We start from the raw sequence: 19,379 nt of genomic DNA on the forward strand, positions 1-19,379 counted from the left end.
CAGGAAACAGTGATGGGAATGAAGCGTGGCGCGATTATAGCCATGCCGGCGGCGCGTTGTGGCTTGTCTTTTATCCGGCAAGGATTAGGCTAGGCGGCTTCATTGCATAGGGAGCGCACGATGAGCACTGAGCAAGAGACGTCCACTGATGAACTGCGGCTGAACAGCACCGAGCTGCGCATTCTCGGTTCGCTGATCGAGAAGCAGGCCACCAGCCCGGAAACCTATCCGCTGACCCTCAATGCGCTGGTGATCGCCTGCAACCAGAAAACCAGCCGCGAACCGGTGATGAACCTCAGCCAGGGCCAGGTTGGCCAGAGCCTGCGCGCGCTTGAGGGCCGTGGATTCACCCGACTGGTCATGGGCAGTCGGGCCGACCGCTGGGAGCATCGGCTCGACAAGGCTCTGGAACTGGTGCCCGCCCAGGTGATTCTGGCCGGCCTGCTGTTTTTGCGCGGCCCGCAGACCGTCAACGAACTGTTGACCCGCAGCGGGCGCATGCACGACTTCGAAGATGCCGAGCAAGTCGTCCATCAACTGGAGCGCTTGATTGCCCGTGGCCTGGCGTTGTTGCTGCCCCGTCAGTCCGGCCAGCGCGAAGACCGCTACATGCATGCGTTGGGCGATCCGACGGACATCGAGACCATTCTCGCGGCCCGCCAGAACCCGGTGGAGCGCAGCGCGGGCAACGGAGCCTCAGTGGAGCGCATCGAAGAACTCGAAGCCCGCATCGCCGCCCTGGAAGAGCGCCTGGCGCACCTCGAGTCACTGCGCTGATCGTGCGTGGCCACGTAATCACGATCAACCGCGAGCGAAGGCCACCGCTTGCTGGAACTGCTCTTGGCTGGGACGCACGCCGGTGTACAGCACAAACTGCTCCAACGCCTGCAGCGCGATGACCTCCAGACCGGTGATCACCTGCTTGCCTTCGGCGCGAGCGTGCTGGATCAGCGGGGTTTGCGAGGGGATCGCTACCACATCGAAGATGATCCTGGCCGCTGCGATGGCGTCGGCCTCGAAGGCCAACTGATCCGCTTGCGGGCCACCGCTCATGCCAATCGGGGTGGCGTTGATCAGCATCTGCGGGCGCTGGCTGCCCAGCTCGGCCTGCCAGGCGTAACCCAACGAGCCCGCCAATGCGCGTCCGGCGCGCTCGTTGCGGGCGACGATCAAGCCCTGGCGGTAACCGCCATCGCGCAAGGCACTGGCCACGGCTTTGGCCATTCCCCCGCTACCGAGCAGCGCGAACGTGCTGTCCTGCGGCACGGCGTGGCTTTTCAGCAGTTGCTCAATGGCCAGGTAGTCGGTGTTGTAGGCCTTGAGATGGCCATTGGTGTTGACGATGGTGTTGATCGATTGAATGGCCTGCGCCGATGGATCGAGCTCATCGACCAGGGCAATGCAGGCTTCCTTGAACGGCATCGACACCCCGCACCCGCGAATGCCCAGGGCACGAATCCCGCCGACGGCACCGGGCAGGTCCTGGCTGCTGAAGGCCTTGTAATAAAAGTTCAGGCCCAGTTGCTCATACAGATGATTGTGAAAACGCAGGCCGAAATTCCCGGGGCGCCCTGACAGCGACATGCACAGTTGGGTGTCTTTGTTCGGGTTCATCTGCATGCTCATCTCCTGCACATTGCACTTTCGGATGGACGGGGTTAGCCAGGCCACCGGGTTCTGTTCGATCATTAGTAGCTTGAAGGCCGGGGCTTCAAGGGCACGGTATGGAAACCGGTACAAACCTTACACAATATTTACTCAGGCGCGTCGCAGAATATCCGGAAGTCGCGGTCTGAGAGTTATCCCCGCGATAATCCTTGTACCTATTGCAGGCTCAAGCGCAGGGGCGCAAACCGAGGAATTATCATGATCCGTAAACTACCCACAATAGCCTTGCTCATCGGCGCACTCGCTGTCGCAGGGCAGGCAGAGGCCCACGGCGGCGGTTGGGGTGGCCCGGCTGTCTTTGGTGCGGTTGTCGGTGCCGCGATCGTGGGCTCGGCCATCGTCGGTTCGCAGCGACCGGTCTATGTGGAGCAACCGGTCTACGTCCAGCCGCAACCGGTGTATGTGCAGCAACCGCCACCGGTCTACTACCAGCCACAACCGGTTTACGTGCAACAACCGATCTATTACCGCCCGGCGCCGGTCTACTACGGGCCACCCCGCGGTTACTACGGCCCTCCCCACGGCTACTACGGTCCGCGCTGGTAATCGCTGTACGTTTTCCCCGACAGGTCCCGCCTTGAAACGGGGCCTGTTTTTGTTTCTGCACTTGCGCCATGTCTGAATAAATCTTGCCAAGGTCGCAGCGAAGACAGTGACTGCGGTTAAATCCGGCATGATTGATCCGACGAACGCCCCAACGTCTGTCATATTTGTGTCATGACCGATCAGCAAACTCTGAAAGGTCCGCCATAACCGGTTCATGACAACGGTTCATAACAACAAGGACGAGCCTTATGCCCACGCAAAACCCGCACCGGATTGTCGGTCTCAGCACCTGCGACAAGGTCTACAACGCCCTGACCGAACTCAAGCACCTGGAAGGTCACCGCAGCGCCAAGTTGCTCTCGCTGCTGGCTGAAAACCTGGTGCGCAAAGGCCTGCTGACCGATCAGGAAGTGGTCCACATGCTCGATCAAGTGGTCGACTGACCACGATTTCAACGCAGACCTCGTTAGCGTCAATGTCGACTATCGAGCGCGTTGATTTTCCGTTGATCGTTACGCCCGGTAAGGTGCCTCCCATAACCCGTGTCATGGAGGTTCTTATGCCAGCTGTTCAGATCATGTCCGTTATCGGCAGCGCCGTACCCGCGCCCCTCAGAGAGCTGGGATTGCTTGCCTGTTGGTACCTGGTGCGCGACGGCGTGCCGATCAGCGGCCCGCTCACCTCCTTGCCAGCCGCCAGGGCGCTGTCGCAGCGCATCGACGCTCACCCGTTCGGCGCCTAAGGCAACTGCACCCGGGGTCGGGTTTCGATGTACAAGGCCCAGCTCGACATAAACAGCGCGGCGATCAACGGCCCGATCACAAACCCGTTGAGGCCGAAGATCGCCAGGCCGCCCAAGGTCGAGATTAAAATCAGGTAGTCGGGCATTCTCGTGTCCTTGCCCACCAATATCGGCCGCAGTACGTTGTCCACCAGACCGATCACAAACACCCCGAACAGCCCCAGCACCACACCCTGCCAGATCGCCCCACTGAGCAGAAAGTACGCCGCCACCGGCGCCCAGATAATCCCCGCCCCCACCGCCGGTAGCAGCGACAGAAACGCCATCAACACCGCCCAGAGCAAGGCACTGGGAATATCGAGCGCCCAGAAGATCAAACCGCCCAACACACCCTGAGTCATCGCCACCAGCAGATTGCCCTTCACCGTGGCCCGCACTACCCGATTGAACTTGAGCTGCAAACGGCGTTTCTGGTGTTCGGCCAGCGGAATCGCCGTGCGGACCTTGCGTGCCAGTTCGGCGCCATCGCGCAGAAAGAAAAACAGCAGGTACAACATGATGAAAAAACTCACCACGAACTCGAAGGTGCCTTGGCCAAAACTGAATGCCTGAGTGGCAAAAAACTGGTTGCCCTGCATGGCGCTCTTGACGATTTTCTCCCGCAGCGCGTTCAGCTCGCCCATGCCGAAGCGATCGAGCAAATGCTGAAAATACTGCGGCAGGCTGTGTTTGAACTGTGCCAGATAGCCGGCAATGTCCAACTGACCGCTTTCAATATTCTTGTAGAGATTCGCCCCTTCCTGCACCAGCAAAGCGCTGGTGACGATCACCGGCAAAATCGCGATGACCAGGCAGATGCCCAGCGTGCATAACGCGGTCAGGTTGCGTTGCCAACCGAACTTCAGTTGCAGCCGCCGCTGCAGGGGCGCGAACACAATGCCGAGGATCACCGCCCAGAACACTGCACCGTAGAATGGCAGCAGAATCCAGATGAACGCGACGGTTACCAGGATCAGCAGGACCAGCAGGGATTTGTTCTGCACACTTGATTCATTCATGTCCGATCCATGTCCGTCAGCGTCAAGGGCGCTCATCGCGTCTTGAGGGTTAGTCCGCCATGGCGCGGCCAAGTGCCGTGTTTTGTTCATCAAGCATAGATCCAGATCAATAAAGCCCCGCCGGGGCTGCTTTACCCTCGCGACCTTTTGCGACCGACACCACCATGCGCCCTGCCACTCCCGAGCTACTCGCCCCCGCCGGCACCCTGAAAAACATGCGTTACGCTTTCGCCTACGGCGCCGATGCGGTCTACGCCGGCCAGCCGCGCTACAGCCTGCGGGTGCGCAATAACGAATTCGATCACGCCAACCTGGCCCTCGGCATCCGTGAAGCCCAGGCCCAGGGCAAACGCTTCTACGTGGTGGTCAACATCGCGCCGCACAACGCCAAGCTGCGTACCTTTCTCAAGGACCTGACGCCCGTGATCGAAATGGCCCCGGACGCGCTCATCATGTCCGACCCTGGCCTGATCATGCTGGTGCGCCGCCATTTCCCGCAGATGCCGATCCACCTGTCAGTGCAAGCCAACACAGTGAACTGGGCCAGTGTTGAGTTCTGGCAGCTACAAGGCGTGTGCCGGGTCATTCTGTCGCGCGAACTGTCGCTGGAAGAGATCGCCGAAATCCGCCAGCAAGTGCCCGCCATGGAGCTGGAAGTGTTCGTCCACGGTGCGCTGTGCATGGCCTATTCCGGGCGCTGCCTGTTGTCTGGCTACATGAACAAGCGCGACGCCAATCAGGGCACCTGCACCAACGCTTGCCGCTGGAAGTACTCGGCGCAAACCGCCACCGAAAACACCGTCGGCGAGATCGTCCAGACCTTTGAACCGCAGCCGGTGGAACCCACGCTGGGCATCGGCACGCCGACCGATCAGGTGTTTCTGTTGCAGGAAGCCAACCGCCCCGATGAGCTGATGCCGGCCTTCGAGGACGAACACGGCACCTACATCATGAACGCCAAGGACCTGCGCGCCGTCCAGCATGTCGGCCGCCTGACCCAGATGGGCGTGCACTCATTGAAGATCGAAGGCCGGACCAAATCCCACTTTTATTGCGCCCGTACGACGCAGGTCTATCGTCAGGCGATTGATGACGCAGTGGCCGGTCGCGAGTTCGACCGCAGCCTGATGACCGACCTCGAATCCCTCGCTCAGCGTGGCTACACCGAAGGGTTCCTGCGCAGGCATGTACACGACGAATACCAGAACTACCAGAACGGCAGTTCGGTGTCCGAGCGTCAGCAATTTGTGGGGGAGTTGACCGGCAAGCGCGTGGATCGGCTGGCCGAGGTCAAGGTGAAGAACCGCTTTGCCCTGGGCGATCACATGGAACTGATGACGCCCAAGGGCAATTTCCACTTCGACCTGCACCAGTTGAACAACCTCAAGGGCGAGGCCATCGAGGTGGCGCCGGGGGACGGTCACACGGTGTATGTGCCGATCCCGGACGCGATAGACCTGGAGTTCGGGTTGCTGATGCGCGATGTCACCCGCGCGGACTGATCAGATCCGGAACTGCCCGACCAGTTGACCCAACCGCTGACCCAGATCCGCCAGGCTGCGCGAGGTCTGGGCGCCGAGTTGGGTTTCGTCCGCCACGTTGTCCACGGCCACCGCGATCTGGTGCACGCTGCGGTTGATCTCTTCGGCCACCGCGGTTTGCTCCTCAGCGGCGCTGGCGATTTGCGCGTTCATCGAGTTGATCGTGCCAATCAGCTGGGCCATGGTGTCCAGCGATGCCCCGGCTTCGTTGGCCTGCGCCGACGTGCCGTCACCGGCGTCGCTGGAACGGCGCATGGCGTCTACCGCCGACTGCGTGCCCGCTTGCAGGCGATCGATCATGCCCTGGATTTCCTGGGTACTTTGCTGAGTGCGACTGGCCAGCGCCCGCACTTCATCGGCCACTACCGCAAAACCGCGCCCGGCTTCACCGGCACGCGCCGCTTCGATGGCCGCGTTGAGCGCCAACAGGTTGGTCTGGTCGGCAATCGAACGAATCACCCCCAGCACGCTGACAATCGACGACACGTCTTGCTGCAAGCTGTCCAGGGACGTACCGCTGTGGCGAATGTCGTCCACCAGGGCATGGATCTGCGAAATGCTGCCCGCCACCACCCGCTTGGCCGCCAGCCCTTCTTCTTCGGTCTGCTGCGCGGCAACTGCGGCGCCTTGTGCACTTTTCGCCACTTCCTGGGCGGCCGAAGACATTTCGTTGATCGCCGTGGCGACCTGATCGGTTTCGTGACGCTGACGCTCCATCGCCTGCTCCGAACGATGAGCCTGATCAGAGACCTGGCCCACCAGGCCGGTCAGTTGCCCGGTCATCTCGGTAATCTGGCGCACCAGACCATGGATCTTGTCGACGAAACGGTTGAACGAACCGGCCAACTCGCCGAGCTCGTCCTGGCTGGTGATCGCCAGGCGCCGGGTCAGGTCGCCCTCGCCGGCCGCGATGTCATCGAGGTTGGCCTTCATCAGGTGCAGCGGACGCAGGATAGTGTTGGCAACGAGCATGCCGACCACGGCAATCACCAGCAATACCACCAGCGCGATGCCGATGATGCTCAGCAAGACACCTTCCATACGCTCGTGAACCTTGACCTCGACCTCGGCCACCTGAGCTTCGATGCCGTCCAGGTTGACCACCGTACCGATGACCATATCCCACTTGGGCAGGTAGTCGGTGTAACCGAGTTTGGGCACCAGCACCTTGTCGTTACCTGGCAGCGAAGAGCTGTACTGGAGGTAGTGGCTGCCGTCCTTGGCCACTTTTACCAGGTCGCGGTTGATGTACACGCCGTTCGGGTCACGGTTGTCCTTGAAGCTCTTGCCCACGCCATCCGGGCTGTTGCCCTTGAACAGGCGCACGGTCTCGGAGTCGTAGCCGAAGAAGTAGCCGTCCTTGCCGTAGGTGATGCTCGACAGCAACTTGACCACTTGCGCACGCGCCGCGGTATCGCCTGGGGCGGCGGCGTCGTAGAGCGGTTTGACGCTGCTCATCGCCACTTCGACGTAACTTTGCAACGTTGCCTTGGCATCGCTCAGCAGGCGCTGACGGGTTTCCTCGACTTCCTTGTTCGCCTGCTCTTGCAGGATGAACACCGTGGTCAGGCTGATGACCAGCGCAAAGAGCAGCACCGGGAGTACCGCGAGGGATAAGACTTTGGCCTTCAGGCTCAGGCGCATGCTTTGTTCTCTCTTGATGTGATTGGCGTGGGTAAAACCGTTAGCGGCCTGCCGGATCAAAAGTTGAGGAATTGCCCGTAAACACAGGGCAACTCCCCTTTTGAGTGCTCGATTACAGCGTCATCGCGGCCACCCAGCCGAACGCCAGCAACGGCAGGTTGTAATGCAGGAACGTCGGGACCACGGTGTCCCAGATATGGTGATGCTGACCGTCGATGTTCAGGCCGGAGGTCGGGCCCAGGGTCGAGTCGGAGGCCGGCGAACCGGCGTCGCCCAGTGCCCCGGCGGTGCCGACGATGCAGACGATGGCCAACGGGCTGAACCCCAGTTGCACGCAGAGCGGGACGAAAATCGCCGCGAGAATCGGCACCGTCGAGAACGACGAACCGATGCCCATGGTCACCAGCAAACCCACCAGCAGCATCAGCAGCGCGCCGATCCCCTTGCTGTGACCGATCCACGACGCCGAGGTCTGAACCAGCGTCTGCACCTCGCCCGTGGCTTTCATCACTTCGGCGAAGCCCGAGGCGGCGATCATGATGAAGCCGATCATCGCCATCATCTTCATGCCTTCAGTGAACAGGTCGTCCGTCTCGCGCCAACGCACCACACCCGACACCGAGAAAATCAGGAACCCGGCCAGTGCGCCGATGATCATCGAGTCCAGCAGCAATTGAATGATGAAGGCCGCTGCAATGGCCAGGCCAGCCACCAGCAGGGTCACGGGGTTGTACTGCACCGCGACCTGCTCGACCCGCTCGATTTTCTCCAGGTCGTACACGCGCTTCTTGCGGTAACTGAACAACGCCATCAACAGGCCGAACACCATGCCCAATGCTGGAATACCCATGGCATGGGTTACATTGACCCCACTAATATCCACACCACTCTTACTGACATTAGCCAGCAGAATTTCATTCAGGAAGATGTTCCCGAAACCCACCGGCAAGAACATGTAAGGCGTGATCAAACCAAAGGTCATGACGCAGGCAATAAGCCGGCGATCAAGTTGCAACTTGGTTAATACATACAGTAGCGGCGGCACCAGCAATGGAATGAAGGCAATGTGGATCGGCAGGATGTTCTGCGAGGCAATCGCCACCACCCACAGCAAACCGATCAACAACCATTTGACCTGACCGCCACCGGCCGTGTCCTGACGGTCGACCAGTTGCAGGGCCTTGTCCGCCAATGCATGGGCCAGGCCCGATTTGGCAATGGCCACCGCGAAAGCACCGAGCAAAGCGTAGGACAACGCAACCGTCGCCCCGCCGCCGAGGCCACTGTTGAAGGCTTTCAAGGTTGCTTCGATGCCCAGGCCACCGGTCAGGCCGCCCACCAGCGCCCCGACAATCAGCGCGATCACCACGTGCACGCGGGACAGGCTGAGGACCAGCATGACGCCAACCGCGGCAATTACTGCATTAATCATCGTTACCTCAAAGCACGGCGCCGGGGGGAAAACCGACGCAAACAGGATGAGTCCGACCGTAGGGCTTCGTGAGCCAACGGCAGATTGAAGAGAGGGTTTTATTAGAGGGCCCGCACTGTGCCGCAGCGAGCCCGGCTTGTCAAAGCGCGAGGGGGCGCGCTGCCCGGTTGTCGCCTGGGTGTCCGTTAATGACGATCAGGCGCTTGTCATTAAAACGAACAACTAAAGACCTAAATTAATAACGGGTATTAATCGTTTCAGCAGCAACTAAGTGTGTGCGGCGAATAAAGAAACAAGGCTCGCGGCCGCTACCCTGCAAAAGCCTATGCGTTTATCAAGAATAAGGACTTCCCCATGTCGCTTCGACAACTTTCCATTCAATGGAAAATCACCTTGCTGGCCGGACTTTGCCTACTCGGCATCGTGACCCTGCTGGTCGGGCTTTCGCTGTACCGCATGGAACACAACTCCGAGCTGGTCAAGGCCTCGAGCATGGAAATGCTCACCGAAGCGGCTCAGGCGCGGATCGAAGCCCAGGGCGAAGTCCAGGCGTTGGGGATTCGCCAACAGTTCATGGACGCCTATCAGTACGGCCACGGTTTCTCGCGTCAGGTGCTGTTCCTGCGCGAACAGGCCGAAAAGCGCTTCCTCGATGCCTTCGACCTGCGCGAAGACCTGACTCGCCAGGTCAAGTCGGCCCTGCAAGCCAACCCGGAACTGCTCGGGCTGTCGCTGGTGTTTGAAGCCAACGCACTGGACGGCAAGGACGAACTGTTCGTCGGCCAGAAAGACCTCGGCAGCAACGACAAGGGCCGCTTTGCGCTCTACTGGTCGCAGCCGACACCCGGCAAGCTGACCTCCATGTCGCTGCCCGAAAGCGACATGGCCGACACCAGCACCGGCCCCAGCGGTGAAGCGGCCAACGCCTGGTTCACCTGCCCGCGCGTGACCCTCAAGCCATGCGTGATCGAACCCTACTTCTATGTGATCGACGGCCAGAACGTGCTGATGACCAGCATCGTGTTCCCGTTGCGGGTCGACGGCAAAGTCATCGCGTCGCTGTCGGTGGACATCAACCTCAACAGCCTGCAAGCGGTCAGCCAGCAAGCGAGCAAAAAGCTCTACAGCGGCCAGACCAATGTCAGCATTATCAGCCCGGTCGGCTTGCTCGCCGGTTTCAGCCCGGACGCCAGCAAACTGGCCCAACGCCTCGACGCGGTCGACAAGGCCAGCGGCGCTGAACTGATCCGCATGCTCGCCACCAACAACCAGACCCAGAGCCTGCACAGCAATGGCGTGCTTAAAGTGCTGTCGCCGTTCCAGCCGATTCCTGGCGGCAAGTCATGGGGCGTGTTGCTCGACGTGCCGGAAAAAGTCCTGGTCGGCCCGGCAGAAACCCTGAAAAAAGAACTCGACGAGCGCAGCACCACCGGCACCCTGATCGAGCTCAGCCTCGGGTTGCTGGCGGCGGTCATCGGTCTGTTGCTGGTGTGGTGGATGGCCCGCAGCGTGACCCGGCCGATCCTCGGCGTGGCGCGCATGCTCGAAGACATTGCCAGCGGTGAAGGTGACCTGACCCGTCGCCTGGCCTATGACAAGCAGGACGAACTGGGGCAACTGGCGGGGTGGTTCAACCGCTTCCTGGACAAGCTGCAACCGATCATTGCCGAGGTCAAACGCTCGGTACAGGACGCCCGCAGCACGGCGGATCAATCATCGGCCATCGCCACCCAGACCAGCGCCGGAATGGAGCAGCAATACCGCCAGGTCGATCAGGTTGCCACCGCGTCTCACGAAATGAGCGCCACCGCGCAAGACGTGGCCCGCAGTGCTGCACAAGCGGCGCAGGCCGCGCGTGATGCCGATCAGGCGACCCGTCAGGGCCTGACGGTGATCGACCGCACCACCACCAGCATCGACAACCTCGCCGCCGACATGAGCAACGCGATGGTTCAGGTCGAAGGGCTGGCGGCCAACAGCGAGAAGATCGGTTCGGTACTGGAAGTGATCCGCGCCATCGCCGAACAGACCAACCTGCTGGCGCTCAACGCGGCGATTGAAGCGGCACGTGCCGGTGAAGCCGGTCGCGGTTTCGCGGTGGTGGCCGATGAGGTGCGCAACCTCGCACGTCGCACCCAGGAGTCGGTGGAAGAAACCCGTCAGGTCATCGAGCAACTGCAAACCGGCACGCAGGAAGTGGTCGGTTCGATGAACAACAGCCATCGTCAGGCCCAGGGCAGCGTCGAGCAGGTCAGCCAGGCCGTGACCGCCCTGCGCCAGATCGGCGATGCGGTGACGGTGATCACCGACATGAACCTGCAAATTGCCAGCGCCGCCGAGGAACAAAGCGCAGTGGCCGAGGAGATCAACAGCAACGTGGCGACCATTCGCGATGTGACTGAATCACTGTCGGGGCAAGCCAATGAGTCGGCACGGGTGAGTCAGTCGCTCAACAGCCTGGCGAACCAGCAGCAGAGCCTGATGGATCAGTTCAAGGTTTGATCGTGAGTCGGTGGTGAAGCAGAAAACCACCCCTCACCCCAGCCCTCTCCCCACTGGGGAGAGGGGGAAAGGGAGCCGATCTCGGGCGTTTTCAGATCCTGAGCTCGACTCGGTTTTTCAGGTCGCCGTATTTCTAAAGACAGCTCGCTCAGTCCCCTCGCCCCTTGGGGAGAGGATTAGGGTGAGGGGTCGATTTCAAGCGTCAGCGCTTCAGCAACTCCACCACAACCTTCAACCCGCCCCACTCGCTTTCCTCCAGTCGTAATTGCCCGCCCCACGCCTCGACGATGTCGCGCACGATCCCCAAACCCAGGCCGTGCCCGTCAGTCTGTTCATCCAGCCGCGTGCCACGGCTGAACACCTGATCACGATCCGCCTCGGGAATTCCGGGGCCATCGTCTTCCACGGCCAGCACAAAGTCTTCAGCCGTCTCGACAACGCTCAACCTGACCTGCGCGTCCGCCCATTTACAGGCGTTGTCCAGCAGATTGCCGAGCAGTTCCAGCAGGTCCTCCCGGTCCCACGGCAAATGCAGTCCGGCGGGCGCGGTGAACGACAGGCTCAAGTGATCGCCGTGGATCATGTTCAGGGTCGCGAGCAGCCCCGGCAGTTCGGCATCGCAATCGAACTGCGCACCGGGCAAGGCATCACCGGCCAGCCGCGCGCGGTTCAACTCACGATTGAGCCGCTGCTGTACCTGTTCAAGCTGTTCGTGGAAGACTTTGCGCAGCTCGGGGTGGGCGTCGAGTTTCTCGCTCGACGCCAGGCTCAACAGCACCGCCAGTGGCGTTTTCAACGCGTGCCCCAGGTTGCCCAAGGCGTTGCGCGAACGCTTGAGGCTGTCTTCGGTGTGGGCCAGCAAATGGTTGATCTGCGCCACCAATGGCTCCAGTTCCAGCGGCACCTGAGCATCCAGTTGCGAGCGCTGGCCCTGCTGCAACTGGGCGATTTGTTCACGGGCCCTTTCCAGCGGCCGCAAGGCCCGGCGCACGGTCAGCCGTTGCAGCAGCAAAATCAACAGCAGACCGGCCAGCCCCAGCCCCAACCCGACCTGGCGCATGCGCTGGAAACTCTCGCGCACCGGGGTGTAGTTCTGGGCGACGCTGATAGAGATCGACTGCCCCAGGCGTCGATAGTCCGAACGCAGCACCAGCAGTTGCTGACCTTCCGGCCCCAGTTGCAAATTGCTGTGCAGGCCGGGGCGGTCGAGTTTGGGCAGGTCCTGATCCCACAACGACCGGGAGCGCCAATGGCTGTCCTGGAAATCGATGCGGAAATAGTGCCCGGAAAATGGCCGCTGATAGGCCGGTGACAGGCGTCGCTCATCCAGTTGCACGCCTTGCGGCCCACGCACCAGCGCCACCAGCAGGTTTTCGCTGTCATCGCGCAAGCCAGCTTCCAGGTAACGCTGCAAACCCATTTCGAACAGCCACAGGCTGGTGTGCGCCAACACCAGGCCGACGACCACCATCACGCTGATCAGCCCCAGGCTCAAGCGGCGCTGGATCGACCTCACCGGGCTTGCCCGCCGAACAGGTAACCCTGACCGCGACGGGTTTCGATCACGCTGCGGCCAAGCTTGCGACGCAGGTGATTGACGTGGACTTCCAGCACATTGGAGTCGCGCTCGGTTTCACCGTCGTAGAGGTGTTCGGCGAGGTGGCTTTTGGAAAGGATCTGCTCGGGGTGCAGCATGAAGTAACGCAACAGGCGAAACTCGGCGGCGGTCAACGGGATGTCCGCGCCGTCGCGGGTCACGCACTGGCGCCCCTCGTCCAGGTGCAGGCCGGCCGCCTTGAGGGTCGGCTGGTTGGCCTGACCGTGAGAGCGGCGCAGCAACGCCTGCACGCGCAGGTGCAGTTCTTCGGGATGAAACGGCTTGGTCAGGTAATCGTCAGCACCGGTCTTGAGCCCTTCAATGCGCTCGGCCCACGAACCGCGTGCAGTCAGGATCAGCACCGGGGTGGCCAGGCCGGCGGCCCGCCACTGGGTCAATACCTCCAGCCCCGGCAGGCCCGGTAAACCGAGGTCGAGGATGATCAGGTCATACGGTTCGCTGCTGCCCTGGTACACCGCATCGCGGCCATCGGCCAACCAGTCGACGGCGTAACCCTGACGGTTGAGGCCGGCCATCAATTCGTCGGCCAACGGCACATGGTCTTCCACTAAAAGCAGGCGCATCGGTCAATCTTCCTTGTCTTTCAGTAATCGGCCGGTACGGGCTTCAAGGTCCAGCTCGCGCACCACCCCGTCGGTGGTCAACAGCTCGACTTCGTAAATATAGACGTCGTGTTTTTCCTCCAGCTCGGCCTCCAGCAGTTTGGCGCCGGGGTAACGGTCCAGTGCCTGTTGCAGCAATTGCTCGAGCGGCAGAATCACCCCTTGTTGACGCAGGCGCAGGGCTTCGTCCTGATCCAGGTCGCGGGCGACCACCACCGAGCAAAATGCCAGAAGCACCAGCGCCAGGCGGCTGCTGACGCGCCGGTTTGAAAAAAGCAGCGACTTCATTACGTATCCTGATGATCCTTGAGAACCTGCCCACTGACAGCGTCCAATTCCAGGTCCCACTCAATGCCTTGCGGGTCGCGCAGGTCGATCTGGTAGAGGTATTTGCCGAAGCGCTCTTCCAGTTCGGTTTCCTGAACGACCGCACCCGGGTGTTTGGCCAGGGCCGTGGCGTTGAGCTTTTCGAAAGATTGAATGGTACCAGCGTCACGCAGCCTCAGGGCTTCATCGGGCCCCAGATCGCGGGCATGAGCGAGGTTGGCGGTCATGCCGATGACGGCGGCGGTGGCCAGGGCAGTCAGGGTTTTCATCAGGTGTCTCCGTTGTTCTTTATGGCGTTTCAATGGGAGCACCTTAGCCACCTGAACTTAACTGAAACTGAATTGCCATCATCCGTGATAGCACCACAACATCGCAGACCACCACAAAACCTGTGTGGGTGAGTGCTGCTGTAGAACACGCCTATAATCCCCGTTCGCCAGAACAGAGGCCGGTATGAGCGCTATCCACATCAAGTTCCCCGCACTGACCCTCAAGGCCGGGCCTCGGGCCTTCACGCGCATCCGCGAGCACGGCTTGAACGCCCTCGACGTGGGCACGCTGCCGGGTGCCGCCGGTGGCCCCAAAGCGCTGGGGATTCAAGGCCTGGACCTGGCGCTGTTCGGCCAATGGCTGCCGGACGCGCCACGGGAACGCTCGCTGATCGGTGCGTCGGTGGGCTCCTGGCGCTTCGCCAGCGCCTGCCTGCCGGATGCCGCCGAAGGCATCCGCCGTTTGGGTGAGCTGTACAACGCCCAGCATTTCACCAAGGGCGTGACCATGGCACAGATCAGCCAGAGCTCGCAGCGCATGCTTGACGACTTGCTCGACGGCCGCGATGCAGCGCTGCTGGACAACCCGCTGTACCGGCTGAACATCATGATCGTGAAAAGCCATGGCCTGCTGGCCGACGACCATCGCGGGCGGCTCGGCCTCGGCCTGTCCTCGGTGATCGCCGACAACCTGCGCGGGCGGGCACGGTTGTCGCGGCATTTCGAGCGGCTGATCGTGCACGATCCACGCCTGGCGCCGCCGCTCAATGCCCTGAACGACTTTCCTTCACGGTTCGTGCCGTTGAACACCGGTAACCTGCGCCAGGCCTTGCTGGCGTCGGGCTCGATCCCGATGGTCATGGAAGGCGTGCGCGATTTGCCGGGGGCCGGCGTCGGCACCTACCGCGACGGTGGCCTGCTGGACTACCACCTCGACTTGCCTTACAGCGGCGACGACATCGTGCTTTACCCGCATTTCACCGACCGGGTGGTCCCCGGCTGGTTCGACAAGACCCTGCCGTGGCGGCGCGGCAATACCGGACGCTTGCAGGATGTTTTGCTGCTGGCGCCGTCCAGGGAATATCTGTCGCGCCTGCCCTACGGCAAACTGCCGGACCGTAACGATTTCAAGCGATTCATGGGCGACGCCCCGAGCCGGCAAAAATACTGGCGAGCCGCGATGGATGAAAGCCGTCGCCTGGGCGACGAATTCCTTGAGCTGGCCGCCAACGGCGGGCTGGGTGAGCGCTTACTGACCCTTTAGTCAGTGTTTTCCCGCAGGCGTAAACTCAAGCTGTTAAACTCGCCGCCAGCCCCGATCGCCGCAGGCGATAGCCACCTGACAGAGCTCAAACACTGTGGAAATCTTCAAAGAATTTACCTTCGAGTCCGCCCACCGCCTGCCCCACGTTCCGGAAGGCCACAAATGCGGCCGGTTGCACGGTCACTCGTTCAAAGTGGCGATTCACCTGAGCGGCGATCTCGACCCGCACACCGGCTGGATCCGCGACTTCTCGGAGATCAAGGCGATTTTCAAGCCGCTCTACGAGCGTTTGGACCATAACTATTTGAACGATATTCCTGGCCTGGAGAATCCGACCAGCGAAGTGTTGGCCAAGTGGATCTGGAACGAACTCAAACCTCTGCTACCGGAGCTTAGTGCGATTCGGATTCACGAGACGTGCACCAGCGGGTGCATTTACCACGGCGAATAAGCCGGTAATGAAAAAACCACCGCTAGCGGTGGTTTTTTATGCCAGCCACATCGCCCTCGCTGCCTATTCCCCCCTTACATCAAGCGCATCGCCCGCAAACCCTCGCCAATGCTCGATGACGACGCCCGATAGTGCGCCAACGTGCACCACAACCGCACCGTTTTTGCGTCCACTTGCGGGCAGTTCCCGCTGTTTGACTATAAATAACAGGCAGGTCCCCCCGTCATCACGGCGCCCACGCGCTTGGCACGGCGGCTGCTACGTACCTGCGTCACTCATCCAGCAGGGAATGCCCCCATGACGCAGAACGATCCAGGCAATGACTACCCCTTGAGCGAAGTCCCGATGCATGCTCGCAAGGGTCTCGCCTCCACCGCCATGGTGCTGTTGGGCTTCACGTTTTTTACCGCGACCATGTTTGCCGGCGGCAAATTGGGCATCGCGTTCAGTTTCAGCGAACTGCTCACGGTGATCGTGATCGGCAACCTGCTGCTGGGCATCTACGCAGCAGCGTTGGGCTACATCGCGTTCAAAAGCGGTTTGAACTCGGTGTTGATGGGCCGATTCTGCTTCGGCGAAATCGGCAGCAAACTCAGCGACCTGATTCTGGGCTTCACCCAGATCGGCTGGTACGCCTGGGGCACCGCCACCGCTGCGGTGGTGCTGGGCAAGTACTTCGCACTGGAACAAGGCACGGTGCTGGGGTTGATGGTGCTGTTCGGCCTGATGTTTTGCGCCACGGCGTATGTTGGTTATCGCGGGCTGGAAATCCTCTCCTATATCGCGGTGCCGGCCATGGCCCTGCTGCTGTTGCTGTCGATGTGGGTCGCCACGGTGAAAGTCGGCGGGCTGGAGGGGTTGCTCGCCGTAGTCCCGACAGGAACCCTGGACGGGTCGACCGCCATTACGTTGGTGTTCGGCACCTTTGTCAGCGGTGCGACCCAGGCGACTAACTGGACGCGCTTTTCCCGCTCGGCGCGGGTCGCGGTACTGGCGAGCCTGATCGGTTTTTTCATCGGCAATGGCCTGATGGTGTTGATCGGTGCTTACGGGGCCATCGTCTATCAGCAGCCGGACGTGGTCGAGGTGCTGCTCTTGCAAGGCTTTGCCATGGCCGCGATGGCGATGCTGTTGCTGAACATCTGGAGCACCCAGGACAACACCATCTACAACTTTGCCGTCGCCGGTTGCAACCTGCTGCGCACCCGTCGGCGCAAAACCGTGACCCTGGCCGGTGCCGTCATCGGTACGTTGCTCGCGCTGCTGGGCATGTATGACCTACTGGTGCCGTACCTGATTCTGCTGGGCACGGTGATCCCGCCAATGGGCGGTGTGATCATGGCGGATTTCTTCTTCCGTTATCGTGGCCACTATCCGCGCCTGGCCGAGGCGCAACTGCCGGCATTCAACTGGCCAGGGCTGAGCGCCTATGGCGTCGGTACCGTGGCGGCATTTCATTCGCCGTGGGTCGCGCCGCTGGTCGGCATTGGCGCCGCCGCGTTAACGTACATCGTATTGACCGGCCTGCTCGGCACCCGCACACCGGCGCCCGCCGACGCCCCCCTACAAGACCTGTAAAAGGATTTGCCTGATGCACATCATCAACGCCCGCCTGCGCAATCACGAAGGCCTGCATGCACTGCACCTGGAAAACGGCCTGATCGCCAGCATCGCCCGCCAGACCGAAGCGCCCACCCTGGGCCCGGAAGACCTGGACGCTGGCGGCAACCTGGTGGTGCCGCCCTTCGTCGAACCGCACATTCACCTCGACGCCACCCTGACCGCTGGCGAGCCGCGCTGGAACATGAGCGGCACACTGTTCGAGGGCATCGAGTGCTGGGGCGAACGCAAGGCAACCATCACCCAGGAAGACACCAGGACCCGCGCCAAAAAGACCATTGCCACCCTCGCCGCCCACGGCATCCAGCATGTGCGCACCCACGTCGACGTCACCGACCCCGAGCTGACCGCGCTCAAGGCCATGCTTGAGGTGCGCGAGGAAAGCCGTCACCTGATCGACCTGCAAATCGTCGCGTTCCCCCAGGAAGGCATCGAGTCCTTTCACAACGGCCGCGAACTGATGACCGAGGCCATTGCCCTGGGCGCCGATGTGGTCGGCGGCATTCCGCATTTCGAGTACACCCGGGACCAAGGGGTCAGCTCGGTGAAGTTCCTCATGGACCTGGCCGAACGCACCGGCTGCCTGGTGGACGTGCACTGCGACGAAACCGATGACCCGCACTCGCGCTTTCTCGAAGTGTTGGCCGAAGAAGCCCGCAGCCGGGACATGGGCGCACGGGTGACCGCCAGCCACACCACGGCGATGGGCTCTTACGACAACGCTTACTGCGCCAAACTGTTCCGGTTGCTCGGGCACTCGGGGATCAGTTTTGTCTCGTGCCCCACCGAAAGCATCCACTTGCAGGGGCGCTTCGACACCTTCCCGAAACGCCGGGGCGTGACGCGGGTCAATGAGCTGCTCGAAGCCGGGATGAACGTGTGTTTCGGTCAGGACTCAATCGTCGACCCCTGGTATCCGCTGGGCAACGGCAACATCCTGCGGGTACTCGAAGCCGGGCTGCACATCTGTCACATGCTCGGTTATCGCAACCTGCAAAGCGCCCTCGACCTGGTGACCGACAACAGCGCCAAGGCCATGGCCCTGGGTGATCGTTATGGACTGGAGCCGGGGCGCCCGGCCAACCTGCTGATTCTTTCGGCGGACAGCGATTACGAAGTCATTCGCAGCCAGGGCTTGCCGTTGTACTCGGTTCGCGCTGGCAAGGTGTTGATGCAACGCCAGATGCCGCAGGTGCAATGGGCCAGTGACGTACATTTCGACTGACGGACCCACAACAGAAACATCTTGTCGCAATTCCACACAACCCAACGCCACCGGGCGCCTGACACCCGGTGCGCAACTTCTTGCGCACCTGTGAGGCGTTACCCTCCCCGACACCCTGACCATGCGAGAGAACAATGACCCACCCGCCCACGCAAAACGCTCCCCAGCCTGTTCCGAGTTCTGCCGGCTGGTGGTGGGCCACAGGTCTGCTCTCAGGGTCGTGGCTGGTTGCCATGCTGATCGTCATTGCCACAGAGGACGTCATCTCATTGATCTGGATGGCGCTAACCCCTTGGGTCATCCTGACGACGGCGATTATCGCCGTGTCGAAAATGACCGCGGCCAGAGCCATCCGAAAGCGGCATGACCAAGCCGCCTCGGAACAACAGGGGCGAGCGTCTTAAGCCCGACCCCTGTTGCTGATTTCAGCCTGCGACGGCTGCAACAGCGTCAATCTCGAACAACATGCCGTCCAGCGCCAACCGCGGTACCGGGATCAGTGTGCACGCCGGTTTGGGCGCAGCACCCCAGACCTGATGCAGCGCCTCGCCAAGGATCTCCAGACGCTCATGACTGTGGTCGACGATCAGCACCGTCAGCTTGGCCACATCGGACACCTCGGCCCCGGCCGCCGCCAACGCACACTGCAGATTGCTCAGCGCCTGGCGAACCTGTTCGGCGAAATCGCTGGATAACTGACTCTGGGCGTTCTCGCCGCCCTGGCCGGCGACGAACACCAACCGTGCGCCCGCCGCCACTTGAGCCACATGGGAGTATCCGTTGGGTGCGGGGTCGTAGAGGCCCGGCGGGTTCGACAGGTGTAACGTAGCGCGGTGCGGTTTATCTGTTGGCATAGCGGTTCTCCGGGGG

At 61.5% G+C, this 19,379-nt stretch carries 20 protein-coding genes and 2 pseudogenes; 12 read left to right on the plus strand and 10 right to left on the minus strand.

What is annotated here, in order from left to right; genetic code table 11:
- The first annotated feature begins 120 nt into the window (after positions 1-120).
- Complete coding sequence (locus AC1Z1G_RS17400; RefSeq protein WP_483621264.1) at positions 121-777, plus strand: YceH family protein; 657 nt, start codon at positions 121-123, stop codon at positions 775-777.
- Between the two features lie 24 nt (positions 778-801).
- Here AC1Z1G_RS17400 and AC1Z1G_RS17405 read toward each other — a convergent pair whose 3' ends face one another.
- On the minus strand, positions 802-1,620 hold the full coding sequence (locus AC1Z1G_RS17405; protein WP_483621266.1) for a shikimate 5-dehydrogenase: 819 nt from the start codon (positions 1,618-1,620) through the stop codon (positions 802-804).
- A gap of 246 nt (positions 1,621-1,866) precedes the next feature.
- Between AC1Z1G_RS17405 and AC1Z1G_RS17410 the strand changes: the two genes are divergently transcribed.
- The 3 genes from AC1Z1G_RS17410 to AC1Z1G_RS17420 all read left to right on the plus strand — a co-directional run bounded on the left by AC1Z1G_RS17410 (position 1,867) and on the right by AC1Z1G_RS17420 (position 2,956).
- Positions 1,867-2,214, plus strand: a complete 348-nt coding sequence (locus AC1Z1G_RS17410) for a hypothetical protein (RefSeq protein WP_483621268.1) — start codon at positions 1,867-1,869, stop codon at positions 2,212-2,214.
- Positions 2,215-2,462: 248 nt separating this feature from the next.
- On the plus strand, positions 2,463-2,657 hold the full coding sequence (locus AC1Z1G_RS17415; RefSeq protein WP_483621270.1) for a hypothetical protein: 195 nt from the start codon (positions 2,463-2,465) through the stop codon (positions 2,655-2,657).
- Between the two features lie 116 nt (positions 2,658-2,773).
- On the plus strand, positions 2,774-2,956 hold the full coding sequence (locus AC1Z1G_RS17420) for a hypothetical protein (RefSeq protein ID WP_483621271.1): 183 nt from the start codon (positions 2,774-2,776) through the stop codon (positions 2,954-2,956).
- On the opposite strand, the gene AC1Z1G_RS17425 is transcribed toward AC1Z1G_RS17420, so the two are convergent.
- Positions 2,953-4,014 (minus strand): AI-2E family transporter, encoded by a 1,062-nt coding sequence (locus AC1Z1G_RS17425; protein WP_483621273.1) that lies wholly within the window; start codon positions 4,012-4,014, stop codon positions 2,953-2,955. The genes AC1Z1G_RS17420 and AC1Z1G_RS17425 overlap by 4 nt on opposite strands.
- A gap of 164 nt (positions 4,015-4,178) precedes the next feature.
- Between AC1Z1G_RS17425 and trhP the strand changes: the two genes are divergently transcribed.
- Positions 4,179-5,516, plus strand: a complete 1,338-nt coding sequence (trhP, locus tag AC1Z1G_RS17430; protein ID WP_483621275.1) for a prephenate-dependent tRNA uridine(34) hydroxylase TrhP — start codon at positions 4,179-4,181, stop codon at positions 5,514-5,516.
- Here the strand turns inward: trhP and AC1Z1G_RS17435 are convergent, their stop codons facing one another.
- The 3 genes and pseudogenes from AC1Z1G_RS17435 to AC1Z1G_RS17445 form a co-directional block, all read right to left on the minus strand.
- Complete coding sequence (locus AC1Z1G_RS17435; RefSeq protein WP_483627893.1) at positions 5,517-6,338, minus strand: methyl-accepting chemotaxis protein; 822 nt, start codon at positions 6,336-6,338, stop codon at positions 5,517-5,519.
- A 36-nt stretch (positions 6,339-6,374) separates the two neighbouring features.
- Positions 6,375-7,199: pseudogene (locus tag AC1Z1G_RS17440) on the minus strand (cache domain-containing protein); the annotation flags it as partial.
- A 112-nt stretch (positions 7,200-7,311) separates the two neighbouring features.
- Positions 7,312-8,628 carry a Na+/H+ antiporter family protein gene (locus AC1Z1G_RS17445; RefSeq protein WP_483627895.1) on the minus strand — a complete coding sequence of 439 codons (1,317 nt, stop codon included), beginning with the start codon at positions 8,626-8,628 and terminating at the stop codon, positions 7,312-7,314.
- A 1,500-nt stretch (positions 8,629-10,128) separates the two neighbouring features.
- On the opposite strand from AC1Z1G_RS17445, the pseudogene AC1Z1G_RS17450 reads away from it, so the two are divergent.
- Positions 10,129-10,275: pseudogene (locus tag AC1Z1G_RS17450) on the plus strand (HAMP domain-containing protein); the annotation flags it as partial.
- Positions 10,276-10,377: 102 nt separating this feature from the next.
- A complete protein-coding gene (locus tag AC1Z1G_RS17455) occupies positions 10,378-11,133 on the plus strand; it encodes a methyl-accepting chemotaxis protein (RefSeq protein ID WP_483627897.1) in 756 nt (251 codons plus the stop codon).
- Positions 11,134-11,335: 202 nt separating this feature from the next.
- Here AC1Z1G_RS17455 and AC1Z1G_RS17460 read toward each other — a convergent pair whose 3' ends face one another.
- From AC1Z1G_RS17460 to AC1Z1G_RS17475, 4 genes are read right to left on the minus strand one after another with little or no spacing between them, the layout of a single operon-like run.
- Positions 11,336-12,649: a sensor histidine kinase gene (locus tag AC1Z1G_RS17460; protein ID WP_483621277.1), complete on the minus strand. Its 1,314-nt coding sequence runs from the start codon at positions 12,647-12,649 to the stop codon at positions 11,336-11,338.
- The gene (locus AC1Z1G_RS17465; RefSeq protein ID WP_483621279.1) at positions 12,646-13,314 is read right to left on the minus strand and encodes a response regulator transcription factor; all 669 of its coding nucleotides are present in this window, start codon (positions 13,312-13,314) and stop codon (positions 12,646-12,648) included. Before AC1Z1G_RS17465 ends, AC1Z1G_RS17460 begins: the two co-directional genes overlap by 4 nt.
- Positions 13,315-13,317: 3 nt before the next feature.
- Positions 13,318-13,641 carry a PepSY domain-containing protein gene (locus AC1Z1G_RS17470; RefSeq protein WP_483621280.1) on the minus strand — a complete coding sequence of 108 codons (324 nt, stop codon included), beginning with the start codon at positions 13,639-13,641 and terminating at the stop codon, positions 13,318-13,320.
- The gene (locus tag AC1Z1G_RS17475; protein WP_483621282.1) at positions 13,641-13,949 is read right to left on the minus strand and encodes a PepSY domain-containing protein; all 309 of its coding nucleotides are present in this window, start codon (positions 13,947-13,949) and stop codon (positions 13,641-13,643) included. Before AC1Z1G_RS17475 ends, AC1Z1G_RS17470 begins: the two co-directional genes overlap by 1 nt.
- 184 nt (positions 13,950-14,133) lie before the next feature.
- Here AC1Z1G_RS17475 and AC1Z1G_RS17480 point away from each other — a divergent pair, with 184 nt between their 5' ends.
- The 5 genes from AC1Z1G_RS17480 to AC1Z1G_RS17500 all read left to right on the plus strand — a co-directional run bounded on the left by AC1Z1G_RS17480 (position 14,134) and on the right by AC1Z1G_RS17500 (position 18,913).
- Positions 14,134-15,213, plus strand: coding sequence for a patatin-like phospholipase family protein (locus AC1Z1G_RS17480; protein ID WP_483621284.1), 1,080 nt, complete (start codon positions 14,134-14,136; stop codon positions 15,211-15,213).
- A 94-nt stretch (positions 15,214-15,307) separates the two neighbouring features.
- Complete coding sequence (gene queD, locus AC1Z1G_RS17485; protein WP_019692825.1) at positions 15,308-15,664, plus strand: 6-carboxytetrahydropterin synthase QueD; 357 nt, start codon at positions 15,308-15,310, stop codon at positions 15,662-15,664.
- Positions 15,665-15,961: 297 nt separating this feature from the next.
- On the plus strand, positions 15,962-17,242 hold the full coding sequence (gene codB / locus AC1Z1G_RS17490) for a cytosine permease (protein ID WP_483621286.1): 1,281 nt from the start codon (positions 15,962-15,964) through the stop codon (positions 17,240-17,242).
- Positions 17,243-17,255: 13 nt separating this feature from the next.
- Positions 17,256-18,509, plus strand: coding sequence for a cytosine deaminase (gene codA, locus AC1Z1G_RS17495; RefSeq protein WP_483621288.1), 1,254 nt, complete (start codon positions 17,256-17,258; stop codon positions 18,507-18,509).
- A gap of 233 nt (positions 18,510-18,742) precedes the next feature.
- Complete coding sequence (locus AC1Z1G_RS17500) at positions 18,743-18,913, plus strand: hypothetical protein (protein WP_483621289.1); 171 nt, start codon at positions 18,743-18,745, stop codon at positions 18,911-18,913.
- Between the two features lie 21 nt (positions 18,914-18,934).
- On the opposite strand, the gene AC1Z1G_RS17505 is transcribed toward AC1Z1G_RS17500, so the two are convergent.
- Entirely contained in the window at positions 18,935-19,363 is a 429-nt protein-coding gene (locus AC1Z1G_RS17505) for a RidA family protein (protein WP_483621290.1), read from the minus strand.
- Between the last annotated feature and the right edge of the window lie 16 nt (positions 19,364-19,379).

The organism is Pseudomonas sp. JL27(2026) (assembly GCF_056933555.1).